Raw genomic sequence first — 19,053 nt, 5'->3', positions numbered from 1 at the left:
CCGCGCGCAGGGCCGCCCGCGACATCGAGTGAGCAGAAGACGACGGGTGTGCAATAGCGACCCGTCGTCTTCTGCTCACTCGACGCGACCTCCGCGTGCAAGGAGCGCCTGCAGGTGCGCCACTGCGGCTGAGCGGTGCAGCGTCAGGTCGGACTTGGTCCACCGGACGACTGCCCAGCCGAGTCGTTCCATCTCGCGGTAGCGGCGGAGGTCACGGCCCCACTGCTCGGCGTCGGTCCGGTGGTGGTCACCCTCGTACTCGATGACGATGCGGTGCTCCGGGTACGCCAGGTCGACGCGGCCGACGAACCGACCGGCTTCGTCGAGCACGTCGACCTGCAGTTCGGGCTCGGGTAGCCCCGCGCGGACGATCGCCAGCCGCGCTCGGGTCTCCTGCGGTGACCCGGCCCCCACCCGCACGAGCTCGAGTGCCACGCGCAGCTTCCGCACGCCACGACGATCCCCGCCCCGGCGAGCGCGGCGGCGAGGTCCTCCAGCGCGGTCGCGCAGGCCCGCGACGTGACGATGGCGTCACCCAGGACGACGAGCTCATCGAGTCCGAGCAGGTCCCCGCACTCCACCCACAGCGCCGCGGGGCTGCTGGACGGAACACCCCAGCGCTGCCGGGTGCTCACCCGGTCAGCAGCCACACGGTGCCCGACCACGCCGACGCGCCGGGGCTGCGCCTGCGGGTGCACGCTGGTGATGTGCACCGGTGTGTCAGGGCCGCACGGCACCGGCAGACCCCACAACACTCCAGCAGAGGTGTGGCTGACGAACTGTCCGGGCAACAGGACCGGCCGCAGTGCCTGGATGCGGCGGATCGGATCGGGTGGTCGGTCCCGGGGCCATCGAATCGATCGCGTCGGGCACGTCAGGTCCTTCCGCTGGAGTCGTTGTCGGGGAACTCCGGCTCGATCAGCCGCGCCGATGTCGAAGGCCCGGCCTCGCAGCGCCGAAGGGAGTGGTCGTGGTCGCATGCCGACACGCTCGCGCCCCGCGCCGACGCCCCGCTCACCGAACCGGAGTTCCGTGCAGAACCGGCACCGTGCCTCCCCTGTGGAGGACTCGCGAACCCAAGGGAATGAGCAGAAGACGACGAGTGACTGTTCGAGACCCGTCGTCTTCTGCTCACTCGACGCCCCCCACACCACCGCCGGCCCATGTCACGTCAACCGCTACGATCGACGCACGAGCCAACGGAGGTCGAAGCGCATCATGGGAGACGGCAAGCCCGCGACCATCTACGACGTCGCCGCACGCGCCGGGGTCTCGAAGTCCCTCGTCTCCCTCGTGCTGCAGCGCTCCCCCCGGGTCAGCGACCAGCGCCGGGCCGCCGTGCTCAAGGCCATCCAGGAGCTCGACTACCGCCCCTCCACCGCGGCCGTCTCCCTCGCCGGCACGCGCAGCCGCACCATCGGCGTGGTGCTCGACGACTTCCGCAACCAGTGGTTCGTGGACCTGCTGACCGGTCTGCGCGAGAGCCTGCAGGACCAGGGGCACCGGCTCGTGGTCGCCGACCGGTTCCTCAACACGGGGCTCGATGCCTCTCCGGTGGAGGGCTTCCTCTCCATGCGCGTCGAGGGCATCGTGATCGCCGGCGAACCCACCACCGACCTCGCGATCCCCGCCTCGATGCCGCTCGTCATCGCCGGTGGCCGTGTCGCGATCCCCCGCGCGGACACCGTGGCGAACGACGACCACGCCGGCGGGGGCATCGCGGCGCAGCACCTGCTCGACCTCGGCCACACCCGACTCGGGTTCGTCGGTGCGAGCTCGGCGGCCTCGGCCGAACGCCAGTCCGGGTTCGAGCAGGCCGCAGCAGCACGCGCCTCTGTCGTCACGACGGTCCTGCCGGGTGAGCCCACCGAGGAGGCCGGTTCCCGCGCCCTCGGCATGCTCCTCGACGAGCACCCGGACGTCACCGCCGTCTTCGCCGCGAACGACGTGATGGCCCTCGGCGCCCTGTCCGAACTCGCCGAACGCGGGTTGCGCGTCCCCGAGGACGTCTCCGTCATCGGCTACGACGACACCCCGGTGGCCGCGATGCGGTACGTCGGCCTGACGAGCATCGACGACCGCAGTGTCGAGATCGGCCGCGGCGCCGGCGAGCGCCTGCTGGCCCACATCGCCGATCCGCGGATCGCCGCCACGGAACTCCTCGTCGAACCCCGCCTGGTCGCGCGCCGCACCACCGCCGCGCGCTGACGCGGCAGCACGGACCCCGGCCGGGAGGCCCGCCTCGCCTCCGTCTCGCCCGCTTCGTGAGCAGAAATGGTCGGGTCCAGGGCCCGTACCCGACCATTCCTGCTCACGAGGTCGCGCCCGGCAACTCCGCGTGCTGGACGACCCAGCTGTGCATGACGATCGCGGCCGCCGCCGAGGCGTTGATGCTCCGCGTCGACCCGAACTGCGTGATCTCGAGGTGTGCGTCGGCACCGGCGACCGCCTGCTCGGTGAGCCCGGGGCCCTCCTGTCCGAACAGGAACACGCAGCGCTCCGGGATCGTCGCGGTCTCGATGCGCTCGGCCCCGGGGGTGTTGTCGATCGCGACGACGGGTCGCTGTTCCTCGGCCATCGCGGCGAGGAAGGCCTCGACGTCGGGGTGGTAGCGGACGTGCTGGTACCGGTCGGTGACCATCGCTCCGCGCTTGTTCCACCGGCGTCGCCCGATGATGTGCACGGTGCCGGCCAGGAACGCGTTGGCGCTCCGCACGATCGACCCGATGTTCAGGTCGTGCTGCCAGTTCTCGATCGCGACGTCGAACGCGTGCCGGCGGGTGTCGAGCTCGGCGACGATCGCGTCTATCGACCAGTACCGGTAGCGGTCGAGCACGTTCCGGGAGTCCCCGGCGGCCAGCAGCTCCGGGTCGAGCCTCGGGTCGTCGGGCCAGGGTTCCGGGTGCGGCCCCACCCCGTTGGTCGTCAGCTCGTGCGACGGTTCGGGCGCAGTGGTCACCCGACCAGCGTACGGCGCACACGGCACCGACCCGACGACCGCAGCGCCCGGCGGCGCCGCGGGCTCAGGCGGTGCCGGCCCCGTGGGCGATGCGCGACTCGATGCCGGCGATCAGGATGTCGAGGCCGAGCGCGAACCGGTCGTCGTAGGAGTGCTCTCCGAGGATCTCGCCCACCAGCCGGTGCCGCTCGGGGCGTCCGGCCTCGGAGTCCCCGCGCCCGACCTGCACCCCGGCGTGCCCGACCACGAAGTCGTAGACGACGAAGAAGGTGTACATCGCCTCGGCCGGCGGCAGCCCGGCGTCCTGCAGGGCACCGACGACCTTCGCCACGACGGCGTCGGACTCGGTCGAGGCGAGCGGGGCGCGCTGGCTGTGCGACTCGAGCACGAGGGGGTGCGTGCGCATCAGGTCGCGGAACGTGGTGGCGAAGGTGCGGACGACGGCGTGCCACTCGTCCGGCCAGACGAAGGTGGCGGTGAACTCGTCGACGGTGCGGCGGACGAGTTCGGCGTGCAGGTCGTCCAGCCCGCCGATGGTCCGGTGCACGGTCATCGGGGCGACCCCGAGCCGCACGCCCAGGGCTCGGAAGGACAGCCGGTCGAGGCCGTCCTCGTTCGCGATGGTCGTGGCGGCGTCGATCACCTGCTCGCGGGAGAGCACGTTCGGGCGGCCTCGGCGTCGTCGCGGCGTCACCTCGAGCTCCGTCTCCGACACCGGGGTGGGTCGGGGCGCGGCGGACGGGGTTCCGGGTTCGACGAGCACGAGGGGCCTCCTTGATTCGGTACGTGTCCCGAAAAGCGTAGGGCAAAAGCCGACCGCGGTTCGGTGTCTCGACCTTCTCGGGTCTCGGAGCAGCGCGCAAGAGCCGCCCCGGGCCTCCCGGCCCTTTCCGAGCCGGCCACGAGCCGGGCCTGAACCCCTGCGCAGTAGGGTGAGGGCCATGGCGACCCGAGACGACGTCGAGTGCTGGCTGACCGACATGGACGGCGTGCTCGTCCACGAGAACCAGGCGCTCCCGGGCGCGCCGGAACTCATCCAGCAGTGGCTCGACGACGGCACCGAGTTCCTCGTGCTGACGAACAACTCGATCTTCACGCCGCGCGACCTCAGTGCCCGGCTGCGGGGCTCGGGCCTGCACGTGCCCGAGGAGCGGATCTGGACGAGTGCGCTCGCCACGGCCGACTTCTGCAAGTCGCAGATGCCCGGCGGCTCGGCGTTCGTGATCGGTGAGGCCGGCATGACGACCGCCCTGCACGAGGCCGGGTTCATCATGACCGAGACCGCTCCCGACTACGTCGTCGTCGGCGAGACCCGCAACTACTCGTTCGAGGCGATCACCAAGGCCGTCCGGCTCATCCGCGCCGGCGCCCGGTTCATCGTGACGAACCCCGACGCCACCGGCCCGAGCGCCGAGGGGGTCCTGCCGGCCACCGGCGCCATCGCGGCGATGATCGAGAAGGCCACCGGCAAGCAGCCCTACGTGGTGGGCAAGCCGAACCCGATGATGTTCCGCTCCGCGATGAACCGGATCGGCGCGCACTCCGAGAACACCGGCATGATCGGCGACCGCATGGACACCGACGTGCAGGCCGGCATCGAGGCGGGGCTGCACACCGTGCTCGTGATGACGGGCATCAGCGACCAGGCCGAGATCGACCGGTACCCGTTCCGCCCGAGCGAGGTCATCTCCGGCGTGCACGAGCTCGTGCGCACCGAGCCGTTCGAGGTCGAGCTCTAGCCGGTCGCACGCGACCGCGCGCGTCGGCGCGGCCGCTACCGCGCGTCGACCCCCGCACCGGACGCGACCGCGGCACCCGCCGCAGCCGGTTCGTGGGACGCGCCACGGGCCTCCAGGGCGAAGGCCGCCATCGGCGGCACCGTCCGCCACCGCTTCGCCAGCCGACGGGGCCGGTCGTCGTACCAGGCGACGATCCCGCCGGCCACGATGCCGAACGCGAGCACCCCGAACGAGAACAGCCCGATCAGACCGAGCAGCGTCAGCTTGCCGAAGTCGCCCGTGTCCGCGGTCGCCGAGAACCCGATCGACCCGAAGTCCCAGAAGGCGTGCAGCAGCACCGGGGCGAGCAGCGACCCGGTCAGCCGGCGCGCGACGTACAGCGTCGACCCGAACGACGCCGCGAACACGACCTGGATGAGCGTCGGCCCGATCCCGGCGCCGGCGAGCGCGTTGAGCAGGTGCAGCAGCCCGAACAGTGCGCACGACACGGCCCACACCCCCATCTCCGGCAGGCGCCGCCGCAGCCCGACGAGCAGGGTGCCGCGGGCCATCAGCTCCTCGAAGACCCCGACGAACAGCACCCCGACGGCGAGCAGCAGGAAGTAGTGCGCCGGCAGCGCCGTCCAGTCGATCAGGGGCAGCCGGACGATGCACACCACGAGCACGAGGATCGGCGCGAGCATCGTCCACCGCAGCCGCGTCCGGACCGGGTCGACCGTGCCGATCCGCCACCAACCGAGCGCCGTGACGAACAGGGCGAGTGCCACGACGGCGATGCCCTCGGGGATGACCAGGGCGTGCACGACGCTGTCGACGGTCTGCCCGAGGGTCGCGTAGTCGTCGCTCGGCCGTGACCGCCAGGCGCTGATCGCCGCGAACACCACGATCGGCGCGAGCCCGAGCAGCAGCGACGGGGGCACCGGCCAGCGACGGCGGCGGGCTCGGACGGGGGCGGTGGTGGTCATCTGCTGGTTGTACCAGGCGGGTCGTACGATTGGCGGTATGCGCCTGCCATCCCTGTCCACCATGGCAGAGGACTACGTCAAGCTCATCTGGAAGGCCAGCGAGCGCGGCGGGCCCGGCCTGGCGACGCGGGACATCGCGGCGTCGCTGAAGGTCTCGGCGTCGACGGTGTCGGGCAACCTCAAGAAGCTCGACCGCGACGGCCTGATCGAGCACACCCCCTACTACGGCGTCGTGCTCACCCCGCTCGGGCAGCAGGTCGCGGTGGCGATGGTCCGGCGGCACCGGCTGATCGAGACGTTCCTGGTGGAGCGGCTCGGCTACTCGTGGGACGAGGTCCACACCGAGGCCGAGGCCCTGGAGCACGCCGTGTCCGAGCAGTTCCTCGACCGGGTCGACGCCGACCTCGGCCACCCGACGCACGACCCCCACGGCGACCCGATCCCCGGGGCGGACGGCATCGTGCCGGACTCCCCCGGCACTCTGCTCGGCGCGATCGAGCCGGGAGTGTGCGGCACCGTCGACCGGGTCTCGGACGACGACCCCTCGCTGCTGCGGTACTTCGACGAGCTCGGGGTGGGGCTGGGCACGCACCTGCGGGTCGAGCGGGTGCGGGACTACGCCGGCGTCATCGCGGTGTCGCGGCGGGCGATCGACGGCTCGGAGTCCCTCGTCGACCTACCGGCTGCCGCCGCGTCCTCCATCTGGCTCGCGCCCGACGGCGACTGACCGCGCGGCGTGCGCGGGCGGGATGGTCGCGTGGTCTGCCGGTCACGACACCCCGCTCACGTCCGCCGAGCGGCCACCACCTGTCGCCCGGCAGCCCCGCAACCGACAGTTCGCGACCACTCGGCACCCAACGCACGGGGCGTCGTGACCGCACCGCGGCCCGCGAACACGCGTGGCGACGGACGGGAGGCCCGGCGCCCCACCGCCACGCGCCTCCCGTCCGACGCCCCCACCGGTCACAACACCCCGCTCACGTCCGCCGAGCGGTCACCACCTGTCGCCCGGCAGCCTCGCGGGCGACAGTTCGCGACCACTCGGCACCCAACGCACGGGGCGTCGTGACCGCACCACGGCCCGCGAACGCGCGTGACGTCGGACGGGAGGCCCGGTGCGCGGCCGCCACGCGCCTCCCGTCCGACGCCCCCACCGGTCACGACACCCCGCTCACGTCCGCCGAGCGGTCACCACCTGTCGCCCGGCAGCCCCGCAACCGACGGTCCGCGACCACTCGGCACCCCGCCCACGGGGTGTCCTGACCGCGCGACGCACCCACCCCACCACCGTGACAGCGACGGTTCGCGACCACTCAGCCCGCCCGGCCGCGCGCGCCCGCCGGCCCTAGCCCTTCACGGAGCGCGTCCGGCCGAGCGCGACCTCACGCCGGGCCCGCTCGAGGGCGAGCGCGGATGCCGCATCCGGGTCGTGCAGCAGCCGTTCGGTCTCGTGCACGTGCTCCCGGACGGCGTCGGTCCCCCGGTCGGCGGCCGCGTCGAGGACCGGTCCGACGGTGTCCTCGCCGAGTCCCACCAGGGCACGCGACAGGCTGAGCCGACGCTCGCGGTCACCGATGCCGAGCTGCACCGCGAGGGTCCGTGCGAGCGACGCCCGCTCGTCGTCCGGCACCAGTGCGACGGCCGTCCGCCAGGCGGCGCGGAGGACCTCGTCGTCGTGGTCCTCGAGCAGCGGGCGCACCGCCGGCCACGCCTCCGGGTCGCCGATCTTCGACAGGGTGTGGAGCGCCTGGCTGCGGGCCTGCGGCTCGGGGCGCTCGAGCTCGGGCAGGACGCGGGCGACGACGTCGTCGGCGGGGTGCCGGGTGAGCGCCCACGTCAGCATGTCGCGGACGAAGAAGTCCGGCTCGACGGCGCACTGCGCGACGAGCACCTCGAGGTCCGCGGGGTCCGGGGTGGTCCCCGCGGCCATCACGGCCTGGAGCCGGGCGGAGGATCGCGGATCGGCGAGGGCATCGGTGAGCGTGGTCATCCGTCCATCGAAGCCCCTCGCGCCGGGGCCGTGTCAAGCATCGGGGCATAGCGTCGGGAGACGTGCGGTCCGCTCCCACCGCACCTCCGACCACGAAAGGACCTCCGCATGCCCCGCATCGGTACCAGTGACCTGCACGTGTTCCCCCTCGCCCTCGGCGGCAACGTCTTCGGGTGGACGGCGGACGAGTCGACCTCGCACCAGGTCCTCGACGCCTACACCGCGGCCGGTGGCGACTTCATCGACACCGCGGACGTGTACTCGGCCTGGGCACCGGGCAACTCGGGCGGTGAGTCCGAGCGGGTCATCGGTTCGTGGCTGCACGCCTCGGGCAAGCGGGACGACGTCGTCATCGCCACGAAGGGCTCGCAGCACCCGGAGTTCCAGGGCCTCGCCGCGGACACCGTCGCCGCCGCTGCCCGCGCGAGCCTCGAGCGCCTCGGCACCGACCGGATCGACGTGTACTACGCGCACTTCGACGACCAGTCGACCCCGCTCGAGGAGACCGTCCGCGCCTTCGACCAGCTCGTGCAGGACGGCCTGGTCCGCTACACCGCGATCTCGAACTACTCGAAGGACCGCGCCGCGGAGTGGATCCGCATCGCGACGGAGAACGGCCTCGCCCAGCCCGTCGCCATCCAGCCGCACTACAACCTGGTCACCCGCCAGCCGCACGAGGCCGAGATCGCACCGCTCGCGCACGAGCACGGACTCGGCGTCGTGCCGTACTTCTCGCTCGCCGCGGGGTTCCTTACCGGCAAGTACCGCTCGAAGGACGACTTCGCCGGCAAGGACCGCGAGGGCCAGGTGTCCGGCTACTTCACCGACGAGGGGCTCGCCGTCGTGGACGCGCTGTCCTCGATCGCCGATGCACACGGTTCCGAGATCGCCACCGTCGCACTCGCCTGGCTGCAGGCGCAGCCCGACGTCGTCGCGCCGATCGCGAGCGCCCGGAACACCGAGCAGCTGCCGGCGCTGCTGGCCTCGGCGGAGCTCGAGCTCACCGCCGACGACCTGCAGACGCTGTCCGACGTGTCGGCGAAGGTGCCCGCGAGCGCCTGACACCCGCGCATCTCAACCGATGCGCGTGCATGTTCCGACATCCCACTCGTCGTTCGACGGGTGGGATGTCGTTCGTTGCGCACGCAGTCGCTGCATGGGCGTGTTCCGACAGACCACCAGTCGATCACGGGGTGGATCGTCGCAGAACGCGTGCGACCCGCGCCGACAGACCGCGCCTACGCCCCCGGCGCCAACGACCCGGTCAGCGGCTGCCCCGACGACCGCGTCACGAAGCACGCGATGAACCGGTCACCCTGGTCCCACGTCGCCTGGTCCGGCGCGTAGGAACCCTGCACCTGCACGTCCCCCACGGCAGCGGCGGCCGAGGCGTTCAGCGCCGTGTCGGACTGGCACTGGTCGGCCGCCTGGGTCGCCAGGGCCTCGGCACCCGGGTAGGTGTCGCCCTCGACCGCGAGCCGTGCGGTCAGCTGCCCGATGTGCGGCGTCGCGCAGTCCACCACCGTGAAGGTCTGCGCCCACGCGTTCGTGAACGGCGACAGGCACTCCCCGCCGGCCAGGTCGGTCCACGGGTGCTCGCCGGGCAGGGCCGGGGTCGTGGCGAACTGCAGCGTGGCGGCCGGTGCTGCGGCGTCACCCGGCTGCGAGGCCGACGCCGACGGCGCAGCGCTCGGTGTCGCCGGCGCCGACGAGGCAGCCACCGGCGACTTCGTCGGCACGGCCTGGTCGGCGATGTTGTTCCCGAGGATCCACTTCGACAGCAGGAACACCAGCACGATGAGCACGAGGATCAGCGCGATCGACCCGTAGATCAGCAGCTGCTTGCCGCGCTTGCCCTCGTTCCGCAGCCGCGCGAAGCCCTCGTTGATGAAGTTGTCGCGATCGCCGGGCTGCCGGTCCGGACCGCCGGCCGGCCGTCCAGCAGCAGCGGGCGCGGGGACAGCAGCAGGAGCGGCAGCAGCCGCGGGCACGGCAGCCGCCGGCATCATCCGTGTCCCCGTGTCCTCCGGGTCGTAGCCGGTCCCGCCGAGCTGCCCGACGGCCTCGGTGCCGAACAGGTCCTTGATGGCACTCGTGTCACTGGTCTCGCGGCCGTCCCACTCGGACTGGTCCAGGTCGTCCGGCGCCGCAGCGGGAAGGGACTCCGGCTGCGGACCGGTGTCGTTCCCACGCAGGCCGAGCACGGCGTCGAGGTCCTGCCCCACCGACGGCGGCAGGTGCGCCGGGTACTCCTGGGCACCCGCAGCCGGCTCGACGAGCGGCGGCGCGGCGGTCGGCGGCACGGTCGCGTCGGGCTCGGACCACCAGGGCGTCCCGGCCGCCGGCATCGCGGTGGTCGGGGCATCGGCCTGGAGGCCCTCGGTCGCGTCCGGCACGTCGTCTCCGGCGGGCTCACGGGGCACGTCCACGGCCTCGGTCGCCTCCGACGGCGCACCAGCGGCAGCGGCACCAGCACCAGCACCAGCACCAGCAGCCGGGACCGCCGGGGGAACCACCGGCGGCACGGGGACCGCCGGCGGCACCGGGTAGGTCCGCGGTGCCTGCGGCAGCCCGGAGGCCGGGGTGTCGACCTCGCCGGCGACGACCTCGTCCTCGTCGTCCAACTCGTCGGCGAGCGACCAGGACCCGGCGGACAGCGCGGTGGTGTCGAACGAGTCGGTGGTCAGCGTCGCCGGGACCTCGCCGGGCTCGTCGTCACCGAGCGCCCAGTCGAACGGCCGGTCGTGCGCGCCCGTCTGAGTGGGGACCGGCCCGGTGCTGGTGATGCGCAGCAGATCGGTGAAGGTCGGCGGTTCCTCGGTCGGCGGCAGCACGTTCTCGACGCCGAGGGGCTGCGGGGCAGCGGGAGCAGCGGGCGCCACGGACTCCGGGTGGTTCCCGGTCGCACGGCCGAGCCAGTCGACGTCTGCGCGGCCCTCGCCGAACGGGTCGACGCGGCGACGCTCGTCCTCGATGGCCTTCGACGCGGCAGCTCGTTCGTCGCGGTGGGTCTGCGCCGTCGGCAACACGATCGACGACGGGTGCGGCGCGGTGGAGTCCGGCGCGACGTCGGCGGCGGCCGGGATCCGGTCGTGCAGTGTGGAGCGCTCGTGCTCGACGACGGCGTCGGGGTTCTCGGAGGGTGCGAGCAGCTCGGGCGGCATCGAGATGGCCTGGGTCGCGCCGTCGTCGAGTGCCGGAGCAGCAGGCGCGGGCGCGGCAGGCTCAGGAGCAGCAGCCTCCGCCTCCCCCTCGGCCACGAACGGCTCCGGCAGCGGCGCGCCCGTCTCGCGGGCGGTGCGCTCGGCCTCGCGGCGCTCCCGCCGCGACGGCCAGTCCTCCTCACCGCGCGGAGCCCCGAAGATGTCCGCAGCGCTGCGGAGACCGTGGAACGGAGCGTCCGATCCGGACGCACGCCGAGCCTCCAGGCCGTCGTCCCCGTCTGCCGGGCCGGCGGTGCCGTCGGGTTCGCGTGCGTCGTCCGGACGCTCCTCGGTCACGCGGTCAGCCCCAGATCAGCCAACCCGATGGCCGCGAAGTACGGGTAGCCAGCCGCCTCGATCGTCTCCTTGGCACCGGTGTCCCGGTCGACGACGACCGCGACGGCGGCGATGATCGCGCCCTCGCGCTCGAGCGCCTCGGCCGCCTTGAGCGGCGAGCCGCCGGTGGTGGAGGTGTCCTCGAGCACGACGACGCGCTTGCCCTTGAGGTCCGGTCCCTCGACCTGCTTGCCGCGGCCGTGGTCCTTCGGCTCCTTGCGGACGACGAAGGCGTCGTAGGTCAGGCCCTGGGCGGCGGCCTGGTGCAGGACGGCGCTGGCGATGGGGTCGGCGCCCATGGTCAGGCCACCGACGGCGGAGACGTCCGGCACCTGCTGTACGAGCTCGGTCATGACCTGGCCGATCAGCGGCGCGACGCGGTGGTCCAGGCTGACCTTCCGCAGGTCGATGTAGTACGTCGCCTTCTTCCCGCTGGTCAGGGTGAAGTCGCCGTGGAACACCGCTTCGGAGGAGATGTACTGGATCAACTGTTCGCGCGCGTCGGTCACAGCGCACAAGGGTAGTCGGTCGGGCCCGCAACGCGCTCCCCCAGCCTGTGGGTCCGTGCGTACCGGCACCGAGGCGGCCTCGGTACGCTCCGGGGCATGTCCCGAGCACCGCGTCGCCCCGCCGTGGAGCCGGCTCCGTCCGGCGGCCGCCGGACCGGTGGGGTGGCCGTCACGATCGGACGGGAGGCCCTGGGCGGCCTGGTCGCGCTGGCCCTGGCCGTCATCGCCCTGCGCCACGTCGTCGCGACGGAACGGGTGGCGTTGCTCTGGTACGACGGCGACTCGGTGCTGCTGCCGCTCGTCGAGCGCTCGCTGCAGGCCGGCCAGCCGTTCGAGTGGGCGATGTCGCCCGCGCTGTTCTTCTTCCCCGAGCTGCCCGTGTACCTGTTCTGCTCGCTGGTGACCGCCACGCCGCAGCAGGCCCTGGCGCTGAACGGGGTCCTCGTGCTCCTCGCCGTCTACGCGCTGGTGCGGGCAGCCGCGAACGAACTGATGCCGTCCGCCGGGCGCCCCGCCCGGATCGCGGTGTCGGCCGGGGCGCTCGGCCTCGTCACGCTGCTGGTGCTCACCGAGTCGTCGGCGACCGCGACCTCGCTCGAGCTGGCGTCCCTGCTGCTCACGACGACCTACTACTACGGCGCCGTGCTGGCGGTGCTCGGCACCGCGGTGCTGGTGCTGCGGGCGGTGCGCCTCGGTCGGGCGTCGGTGCCCCTGCTCGTGGTGCTCGGACTCGTCGCCGCGTGCACGACCGCGTCGAACCCGCTGTACGTGCCGTGGTCGGCGGCCCCGGTGGTCGTCACCCTCGGGCTCCTGGTGCTGGCACGGCGGGTGCCGTGGCGCCCCGCTGCGCTGCTCGCCGGTACCGTCACGGTCGGATCGGTCGTCGGGTACCTGGTGCGGATCCCGCTCCGGCCCTTCGTCTCCCTCGACCCGGCGACGTACGTGCAGCCGTCGCAGGCCGGCGAGACCCTGCGGTTCTTCGCGGCGCTGACCGACGACCGGGCAGGCACGGCACCGGGCGACCTCGGGCTCCTGCTGCTGTTCGCCGGGGTGCTCGTCACCGTCGGCGGCACGGTCTGGGCCTGGCGGGTCCGCACCGCACGCACCGTGCTGGTCGCGACGGTGCTGCCCCTGGTGACCGTCGTCGCCGTGTCCGTCGGGGTCGTCGTCGCCGGGTCCGAGACCCCGCGCTACCTGCAGCCGATCGTGACGGCACCGCTGCTCGCGCTCGTCGCCGTGGCCGAGCTCACCCGCACCGCGGTCCGCCGTACCCGCGTGCACCGCCCGCACCGCGGGGTCCGGGCGGGGGTGGCGGTCGCGATGGCCGCCGTCCTCGCGACCGGGATCGCCGTGGCCCCAGGCACCGCCCACGCCGTGTCGACCGCGCGGTACCCGGCGGCCGCGTGCCTGGACCGCTGGGCCGACGGACGCCAGGTCACCGGCGTCGGGCAGTTCTGGACGGTCCGGCCCCTCGCCACCTACGCGGCGGCGAACGTCGGGCTGCTGCAGGTCCGCGACACCTTCGAGACGTACCCGTGGCTCGTCGACCTCGGCGCCTACCGCGACGCCGACCCGAGCTTCGTGGTGGTCGGGTCGCACGACCTCTGGACCACCGCGGTCGAGGACTCCCTCGGCCCCCCGGCGACGATCACCCACTGCACCGGGTTCGACGTCTACGACTACGCCGGCACCGCCGGGCAGGCGATCCTGCGGCGCGACGTCGTCGGGAGCGCCGACGTCATCCGGCGTGACCGCGGCTTCTGATCCACTGCTGAAGTTGTCCACAGCGGCGCGTTGCCGTCCGATGCTCGCTGTACGGATGTATAGGCTCGTGCTCGATGTCTCGCCCCACCAGCCCCCGCGCCCACCGTGTCCCCGTGCGCCTGCGCCTCGCCGTCACCGGCCTGGCACTCGCGGGCCTCGTCGGCACGGTCATCGCCGACGCTCCGGCCGCCCAGGCGGTGACCTACCCCACGTGGGACGAAGTGAAGTCCGCCCGCGGCAAGGAATCCGCGAAGCAGGGCCAGATCACCGAGATCCGGGGCATCATCAGCGAACTCGACGCCAAGGTCGATGCTGCCGAGGCGAAGGCGCAGAAGCTCGGCGACGTGTTCTACAAGGCACAGCGCAAGGCCCAGACGGCGGCCGAGAAGGAACAGCAGCTCCGCGCCGACGCGAAGGACCACGCCAAGGTCGCCGACCAGAGCGCCGCGCAGGCCGGGCAGTTCGCCGCGCAGATGTCCCGCTCCGGTGGCGCCGACGTCACCACCTCGGTGATCACCCAGGGCGAAGACGCCAGTGATCTGCTCTACAACCTCGGTGCGCTGAGCAAGCTCTCCGAGCAGGCCGAGCGTGTGCAGGCCGCCGCGAGCGCCGACGCCGCCGTCGCCAGCTCGCTCGAGGCACAGGCCGACCGCGCCGCCGAGGCGCTGGGCGACCTCGCTGCCGAAGCCGAAGACCGCATGCAGGAAGCCCAGGCTGCGTCCGACGCCGTGCAGGCCGCCTACGACGAGCAGCAGTCGAACAAGGCCCGACTCGACGCCCAGCTCGCGACCCTGACCTCCGGCCGCGTCCGGACCGAAGCCGAGTTCGCCAAGGGTGAGCGCGTCCGCAAGGCGGCGGAGGAGAAGGCCGCACGCGAAGCCGCAGAGCGCGCAGCCGCCGCGCAGCGAGCAGCCGCCGCACAGGCCGCCGCGAACTCCGGCGGGGGCGCTCCGTCAGGCGGCGGCTCGACCGGCAGCAGCGGCTCGGGTGGCGGCGGTTCCGTCGGCGCGGGCTCCGGGACCGGCTGGGTCCGGCCGGCCAGCGGCTACGTCATCAGCCCCTACGGGTACCGCGTCCACCCGATCACCGGCGTCGTCACCATGCACGAGGGCACCGACCTGGCGAGCGGCTGCTACACGCCCATCGTCGCGGCCTCGGCCGGCACCGTCGACTACGTCGGCTGGTACGGCGGCTACGGCAACTACGTCCGCATCAACCACGGCGGCGGCGTGCAGACCGCGTACGGCCACATCGTCGACGGCGGCTTCCGGGTCGCCACCGGCCAGCAGGTCTCCGCGGGGCAGCTCATCGCGCTCGTCGGCTCCACCGGGGCGTCGACCGGCTGCCACAGTCACGTCGAGGTGCACATCAACGGCGCCACCACCGACCCGGTGCCCTTCATGGGCGCTCGCGGGGTCGCCTTCTAGCCGACCGGCCCCGACTCTGGGTCGTCGATCCCGTCGTCGCCGGCGTTCCACAGCGCCCGGTACCACGCGGTGCGCTCCGGGTCGTCCGGCAGCCCGTACGCCCGGTGGAACAGCGGCTCCCACCCGGGTCCGTAGTTCCAGCCGAGCGCCATCGTCGCCACAGCGATGTCCGCCCAGCGGTCCGCAACCCCCATCGCGTCCAGGTCGACGTGCCCGCTCCACCGCCGGTCCGCACCGATGAGCGTGTTCGGCGTGCACGGGTCACCGTGACAGACGACGATCCGGTCACTCGTCGGCTCCGGACCGAGACCGCCCGGGCCGCGGACGGCGTCGGCGTCGGCGCTCGCCCCACGCGCACGATCGAGCCGGTCCGCGGTCGCCCACGTGAACGGGCAGTCGTCGACGGGCAACGCGTCGTGCAGCGCGCGCAGTCCCTCGCCCACGGCGACCACCGCGGTCCGGGGTTCGTCGTGCCAGCGCGGGTCGACGGCACTCCACCCGGGCACGGCACGGGTGTGCAGCCAGACGCCGGCCTCGTCGGCGCCGTGGTCGAGCACCTCGGGGACCCGGGCGTACCGGGACGCCCACGTCAGCCGCTCGGCTTCGCCGCCGATCCACGAACCGTAGGCGCGCGGCAGCACCTTCACGAACTCCTCGGCGTGCGCGTCCGGTCCGATGCGGAACGTCGTCCCGCCGATCTGGTTGTGCCAGACGAGCGCGACCTCACGCCCTCGCGCGACCTCGGTGACGATGCGCGGCACCGGGACGGTCTCGCCCGGCCGGGGCAGTCCGCCGATCGAGCGCACGACGGCGACGCTCAGTGCACGCGGACCGGGCGGGAGGACCCCGACCCACCACGGGCGATCTCGAGCAGCACGGGCAGGCGTTCGCCGAGCAGGGCGTCCAGGTCGGCGACCACAGCCTCGACCCGTTCGGTGATCTCCCGCGGCGCGGCACCCCGGCGCGGACGGACCCGAACCCGGATCGCCCGACCACCACGGACCCGGTAGACGTCGACGGCGAGCGAGCCGACCTGGGGCATGTCGCCGATGGCCGAGGAGAGCGCGTGCTGCACGGCGGTGGACTCGATGCGCACCGAGCCGGCGACGCCGTCGGCCGAACCGTCGCTGTCCACGACGGTGCTCTCGCGGCCACCGCCGAGCGTCGTCAGCACGACGAGTGCGAGCACGCCGAGCACGACGCCACCGCCGAGCACGCAGGTCCACGCGAACACCGAGTCGTCTCGCGACGCCCCGGTGCCGAGTCCGGCGAGGGCATCACCGACCGCGCGCCACCACGATGCGACGAGGGGCACCCCCTGGGCGGTCTGCACCAGGATCGCGGCGACCCCGGCGACGAGCAGCACGAGCCCGAGCACGACGAGCGCCGTCCGGCCGAGCGCGCGGTTCGTGGCGTTCATCCGTCCACCCGTCCGGTCGGCTGCACACGGACCCGCGCGGCCAGCGGCGGCTGCGCGTCGATCGCGGCGAACTCCCGCTCGACGGCCTCGGTCGCGGCGACCGCGGGGACGTCCACCCCGGCTGCGGGACGGAGCACGACGTCGACCGTGCGGCCGCCGACGGTGCCCACGGCGGCGTCGGCGCCCAGACGGGTCGCGGATCGGGCGGCTCGGGCCGCAGCCGAGGCCAGGACCTCGTCGTCGACGACCACTGCGAGCCGGTCGGACGACATCACGTGCCGCGGACGGCGCTGGGGCAGGATCCCCTGCAGCAGGAGGACGAGGCCGATCAGGGCCACGACGGCGCCGATGCCGATCACGATGGTGGTGTCGAGGCCGTCCGGAGCGGCGAGCGCGGCGTCGACCACGGCACGGGGGTCGACGCCCAGGACGTTCTGGTCGAGCAGGACGAGTGCACCGGCGAAGACCGCGGCGACAGCGAGCACCAGGGCGATGAGCATCGCGACGACGACCGCGCCGGAGCGGGAGACGTGGGTCTCGCGGCGCAGCAGGCGGCGGTAGGTGGCGTGGTGGTCGTCGTGCGAGGGGCCGGCGGGGACGACCGGCTCGGTGCTCCCGACGGCGGGGGCGGCGGTCACCGGACCCTCCGCGGGGTGTCCACGACTGACGACGCGAAGGTCACGGTCACGCGGGCGACCTGTCGGCCGGTGATGGTCCGGAAGCGGTCGGCGATCGTGCCGCGAGCGCGGTGCGCCGTGGCGACGACGGGTTCGTCGGGGAGTGCGTGCGAGCCCAGCACCGGCAGGGCGAGCGGGGCGGTGATCTCGACCGCCAGCGCGCCGCGACCGTCGTCGGCGACCCGGGCACGGACCTCCCGGAAGGCCACGCGCAGCGCTTCGGCGGCGACCGCCTGGGCGGTGTGCACCAGCGCGGACGTACCGATGCGGTCGGAGCCGCGGAGCCGGACGCCGCTGTCGCCGGCCGTGGCGACGGCGGCGTCGCTCACGACGAGCTCCGGCGTCCGCGCAGCACGTCGAGCAGGCGACGGAAGTCGACGTCACCCGTGACGATGCGGGCGACCAGTGCACCGACCGCCATGCAGACGGCCACGACGACGAACGCCCAGAACCCGAGCGTCACGGCGACGATCGCGAGCAGGGCGCCGGTGCCCATCCCGACGACGGTGGCGTTCACCGGACTCGACCGTCCCGGGTGTCGAGCTCGTCCGCGACGCCGTTGAGCGCCGGGATGTTCACGTCGTTGATGGCGATGTTGACCTCGGTGACCTCGAGGCCGACGAGTTCGGTGACGGCGTTCGTGACGGCGGCACGCACAGCGGAGGCGACCTCCATCATCGGCGTCGGGTAGTCGACGACGATGGTCAGGTCGACGGCGACCTGGGTCTCACCGACCTCGACGCGGACGCCCTGGCCGAGCGCGCTCGAGCCGATGGCGTCGCGGATGGCGCCGAACGCCCGCGAGGCGTTGCCGCCGAGTGCGAACACACCGGGGACGTCGCGGGCGGCGATGCCCGCGACCTTCGCGACGACCGTGTCGTCGATGATGGTCCTGCCCTTGGCGGTGACCTGCGTCGTGGTGGTGCCGGCGGGCTGGGTGCTCCCGGCCCCGGTGCCGAGCGTGGCTCCGGTCGTGGTCCCGGTCGGGGTCCCGTCGACGCGGTTGGTCGTCGATGCCATTGCTGCCTCCGTGCGGTCGATTGCTGGCCTCCAGCGAACACCATCGTGCCGTACGCCGCACAGGCGGCGCACGTGCCGACCTCGTCGTCAGTCGGCACCGGTAGGTTCTTGTTCCATGCGCGTGGCGACCTGGAACGTGAACTCCGTCCGCACCCGAGTGGGTCGGATCGTCGACTGGCTGGTGCGTGAGGACGTCGACGTCCTCGGCATGCAGGAGATCAAGTGCAAGCCGGAGCAGTTCCCGGTCGAGCAGTTCGAGGCCGCGGGGTACCACGTCGAGGCGCACGGCCTGAACCAGTGGAACGGCGTCGCGTTCGCCAGCCGGCTGCCGATGGAGGACGTCACCCGCGACTTCCCCGGCCAGCCCGGGTTCCTGAAGGGCCACGAGGGGCCGGACCTGCCGGTCGAGGCCCGCGCGATCGGCGTCACGGTCGACGGCGTGCGGCTCTGGAGCCTCTACGTGCCGAACGGCCGCGAGCTCGGCGACCCGCACTACACGTACAAGCTCGACTGGCTCGCCCAGCTGGCCGACCGCACCTCGGAGTGGATCGAGGCGTCGCCGGAGACCCCGCTCGCGCTGATGGGCGACTGGAACGTCGCACCGCTCGACCAGGACGTCTGGGACATGCGGGTCTTCGAGGGGTCCACCCACGTCAGCGACCCCGAGCGGGCCGCGTTCCGCGAATTCGAGGCGCGGGGTCTGCAGGACGTCGTCCGCCCGATCGTGCCCGACGGCTACACCTACTGGGACTACAAGCAGCTGCGGTTCCCGCGCAACGAGGGCATGCGCATCGACTTCGTGCTCGGTTCGCAGGCCTTCGCGGACGTCGTCACCGACGCCTCGATCCACCGGAACGAGCGCAAGGGCGACGCCCCGAGCGACCACGTCCCCGTGGTGGTCGACCTCGACCTGGACACGTCGCTCGACGACGACCGCCCGATGATCTTCTGATCGGAGTCGGGTCACCTGCCCCGTCCGGCCCGGCCCGGCCCTGGATCGGCGTCCGTCCGGCTCTGTTACGCCCGGCGTCCGCCGTGATTGAG

At 73.1% G+C, this 19,053-nt stretch carries 20 protein-coding genes; 7 read left to right on the top strand and 13 right to left on the bottom strand.

The annotated features are described in order from the left end of the window. Positions 1-75: 75 nt before the first annotated feature. A complete protein-coding gene (locus DEJ08_RS02695; RefSeq protein WP_111053846.1) occupies positions 76-450 on the bottom strand; it encodes an endonuclease domain-containing protein in 375 nt (124 codons plus the stop codon). A gap of 768 nt (positions 451-1,218) precedes the next feature. Here DEJ08_RS02695 and DEJ08_RS02690 point away from each other — a divergent pair. Further along, entirely contained in the window at positions 1,219-2,208 is a 990-nt protein-coding gene (locus DEJ08_RS02690; protein WP_111053847.1) for a LacI family DNA-binding transcriptional regulator, read from the top strand. Between the two features lie 103 nt (positions 2,209-2,311). Here DEJ08_RS02690 and DEJ08_RS02685 read toward each other — a convergent pair whose 3' ends face one another. Further along, entirely contained in the window at positions 2,312-2,959 is a 648-nt protein-coding gene (locus DEJ08_RS02685) for a TrmH family RNA methyltransferase (RefSeq protein ID WP_111053848.1), read from the bottom strand. A gap of 64 nt (positions 2,960-3,023) precedes the next feature. Beyond that, positions 3,024-3,722: a TetR/AcrR family transcriptional regulator gene (locus DEJ08_RS02680; RefSeq protein ID WP_163343243.1), complete on the bottom strand. Its 699-nt coding sequence runs from the start codon at positions 3,720-3,722 to the stop codon at positions 3,024-3,026. A gap of 178 nt (positions 3,723-3,900) precedes the next feature. Here DEJ08_RS02680 and DEJ08_RS02675 point away from each other — a divergent pair, with 178 nt between their 5' ends. Then, positions 3,901-4,698 carry an HAD-IIA family hydrolase gene (locus DEJ08_RS02675; RefSeq protein WP_027464991.1) on the top strand — a complete coding sequence of 266 codons (798 nt, stop codon included), beginning with the start codon at positions 3,901-3,903 and terminating at the stop codon, positions 4,696-4,698. A 35-nt stretch (positions 4,699-4,733) separates the two neighbouring features. On the opposite strand, the gene DEJ08_RS02670 is transcribed toward DEJ08_RS02675, so the two are convergent. Next, positions 4,734-5,663 carry a CPBP family intramembrane glutamic endopeptidase gene (locus DEJ08_RS02670; RefSeq protein WP_181438914.1) on the bottom strand — a complete coding sequence of 310 codons (930 nt, stop codon included), beginning with the start codon at positions 5,661-5,663 and terminating at the stop codon, positions 4,734-4,736. Positions 5,664-5,700: 37 nt separating this feature from the next. Here DEJ08_RS02670 and DEJ08_RS02665 point away from each other — a divergent pair, with 37 nt between their 5' ends. Further along, positions 5,701-6,390, top strand: coding sequence for a metal-dependent transcriptional regulator (locus DEJ08_RS02665; RefSeq protein WP_111053931.1), 690 nt, complete (start codon positions 5,701-5,703; stop codon positions 6,388-6,390). A 618-nt stretch (positions 6,391-7,008) separates the two neighbouring features. Here DEJ08_RS02665 and DEJ08_RS02660 read toward each other — a convergent pair. Beyond that, entirely contained in the window at positions 7,009-7,653 is a 645-nt protein-coding gene (locus DEJ08_RS02660) for a HEAT repeat domain-containing protein (protein WP_111053850.1), read from the bottom strand. A 108-nt stretch (positions 7,654-7,761) separates the two neighbouring features. Here DEJ08_RS02660 and DEJ08_RS02655 point away from each other — a divergent pair, with 108 nt between their 5' ends. Continuing rightward, positions 7,762-8,715: an aldo/keto reductase gene (locus DEJ08_RS02655; RefSeq protein ID WP_111053851.1), complete on the top strand. Its 954-nt coding sequence runs from the start codon at positions 7,762-7,764 to the stop codon at positions 8,713-8,715. 176 nt (positions 8,716-8,891) lie between these two features. On the opposite strand, the gene DEJ08_RS02650 is transcribed toward DEJ08_RS02655, so the two are convergent. Next, positions 8,892-11,153, bottom strand: a complete 2,262-nt coding sequence (locus tag DEJ08_RS02650; protein ID WP_111053852.1) for a septum formation family protein — start codon at positions 11,151-11,153, stop codon at positions 8,892-8,894. Then, entirely contained in the window at positions 11,150-11,701 is a 552-nt protein-coding gene (gene pyrE / locus DEJ08_RS02645) for an orotate phosphoribosyltransferase (protein WP_071404348.1), read from the bottom strand. The genes DEJ08_RS02650 and pyrE overlap by 4 nt, the downstream gene beginning before the upstream one ends. Before the next feature lie 96 nt (positions 11,702-11,797). Between pyrE and DEJ08_RS02640 the strand changes: the two genes are divergently transcribed. Then, positions 11,798-13,465 carry a hypothetical protein gene (locus tag DEJ08_RS02640; protein ID WP_146248446.1) on the top strand — a complete coding sequence of 556 codons (1,668 nt, stop codon included), beginning with the start codon at positions 11,798-11,800 and terminating at the stop codon, positions 13,463-13,465. A 74-nt stretch (positions 13,466-13,539) separates the two neighbouring features. Further along, entirely contained in the window at positions 13,540-14,892 is a 1,353-nt protein-coding gene (locus DEJ08_RS02635; protein WP_111089396.1) for a M23 family metallopeptidase, read from the top strand. Here DEJ08_RS02635 and DEJ08_RS02630 read toward each other — a convergent pair. Genes DEJ08_RS02630 through DEJ08_RS02605 form a run of 6 tightly spaced genes read right to left on the bottom strand, consistent with a single transcriptional unit; the run spans position 14,889 to position 18,009 of the window. Beyond that, positions 14,889-15,698, bottom strand: a complete 810-nt coding sequence (locus DEJ08_RS02630) for an aminoglycoside 3'-phosphotransferase (RefSeq protein ID WP_258366986.1) — start codon at positions 15,696-15,698, stop codon at positions 14,889-14,891. The two genes, DEJ08_RS02635 and DEJ08_RS02630, sit on opposite strands and share 4 nt — an antisense overlap. A gap of 11 nt (positions 15,699-15,709) precedes the next feature. Further along, on the bottom strand, positions 15,710-16,312 hold the full coding sequence (locus tag DEJ08_RS02625) for a hypothetical protein (protein ID WP_181438915.1): 603 nt from the start codon (positions 16,310-16,312) through the stop codon (positions 15,710-15,712). Then, positions 16,309-16,950 (bottom strand): hypothetical protein, encoded by a 642-nt coding sequence (locus tag DEJ08_RS02620; protein ID WP_111053855.1) that lies wholly within the window; start codon positions 16,948-16,950, stop codon positions 16,309-16,311. The genes DEJ08_RS02625 and DEJ08_RS02620 overlap by 4 nt, the downstream gene beginning before the upstream one ends. Beyond that, on the bottom strand, positions 16,947-17,318 hold the full coding sequence (locus DEJ08_RS02615; RefSeq protein ID WP_111053856.1) for a hypothetical protein: 372 nt from the start codon (positions 17,316-17,318) through the stop codon (positions 16,947-16,949). Before DEJ08_RS02615 ends, DEJ08_RS02620 begins: the two co-directional genes overlap by 4 nt. Continuing rightward, positions 17,315-17,506, bottom strand: coding sequence for a DUF2273 domain-containing protein (locus DEJ08_RS02610; protein WP_027464859.1), 192 nt, complete (start codon positions 17,504-17,506; stop codon positions 17,315-17,317). The genes DEJ08_RS02615 and DEJ08_RS02610 overlap by 4 nt, the downstream gene beginning before the upstream one ends. Beyond that, the gene (locus DEJ08_RS02605; RefSeq protein ID WP_111022762.1) at positions 17,503-18,009 is read right to left on the bottom strand and encodes an Asp23/Gls24 family envelope stress response protein; all 507 of its coding nucleotides are present in this window, start codon (positions 18,007-18,009) and stop codon (positions 17,503-17,505) included. The genes DEJ08_RS02610 and DEJ08_RS02605 overlap by 4 nt, the downstream gene beginning before the upstream one ends. Positions 18,010-18,124: 115 nt before the next feature. On the opposite strand from DEJ08_RS02605, the gene DEJ08_RS02600 reads away from it, so the two are divergent. Then, on the top strand, positions 18,125-18,961 hold the full coding sequence (locus tag DEJ08_RS02600) for an exodeoxyribonuclease III (RefSeq protein ID WP_071404341.1): 837 nt from the start codon (positions 18,125-18,127) through the stop codon (positions 18,959-18,961). Positions 18,962-19,053 lie beyond the last annotated feature (92 nt).

Origin of the sequence: Curtobacterium sp. MCLR17_054, from assembly GCF_003234335.2 — a bacterium.
GTDB lineage: Bacteria > Actinomycetota > Actinomycetes > Actinomycetales > Microbacteriaceae > Curtobacterium > Curtobacterium flaccumfaciens.
This window is presented reverse-complemented; position numbering and strand designations above follow the sequence as displayed.

Excerpts from the sequence above, each read along its gene's own strand:
- DEJ08_RS02690 (WP_111053847.1), top strand. The coding sequence starts at position 1,219 with ATGGGAGACGGCAAGCCCGCGACCATCTACGACGTCGCCGCACGCGCC.
- DEJ08_RS02675 (WP_027464991.1), top strand. The coding sequence starts at position 3,901 with ATGGCGACCCGAGACGACGTCGAGTGCTGGCTGACCGACATGGACGGC.
- DEJ08_RS02670 (WP_181438914.1), bottom strand. The coding sequence starts at position 5,663 with ATGACCACCACCGCCCCCGTCCGAGCCCGCCGCCGTCGCTGGCCGGTG.
- DEJ08_RS02665 (WP_111053931.1), top strand. The coding sequence starts at position 5,701 with ATGCGCCTGCCATCCCTGTCCACCATGGCAGAGGACTACGTCAAGCTC.
- DEJ08_RS02660 (WP_111053850.1), bottom strand. The coding sequence starts at position 7,653 with ATGACCACGCTCACCGATGCCCTCGCCGATCCGCGATCCTCCGCCCGG.
- DEJ08_RS02655 (WP_111053851.1), top strand. The coding sequence starts at position 7,762 with ATGCCCCGCATCGGTACCAGTGACCTGCACGTGTTCCCCCTCGCCCTC.
- DEJ08_RS02640 (WP_146248446.1), top strand. The coding sequence starts at position 11,798 with ATGTCCCGAGCACCGCGTCGCCCCGCCGTGGAGCCGGCTCCGTCCGGC.
- DEJ08_RS02635 (WP_111089396.1), top strand. The coding sequence starts at position 13,540 with ATGTCTCGCCCCACCAGCCCCCGCGCCCACCGTGTCCCCGTGCGCCTG.
- DEJ08_RS02625 (WP_181438915.1), bottom strand. The coding sequence starts at position 16,312 with ATGAACGCCACGAACCGCGCGCTCGGCCGGACGGCGCTCGTCGTGCTC.
- DEJ08_RS02605 (WP_111022762.1), bottom strand. The coding sequence starts at position 18,009 with ATGGCATCGACGACCAACCGCGTCGACGGGACCCCGACCGGGACCACG.
- DEJ08_RS02600 (WP_071404341.1), top strand. The coding sequence starts at position 18,125 with ATGCGCGTGGCGACCTGGAACGTGAACTCCGTCCGCACCCGAGTGGGT.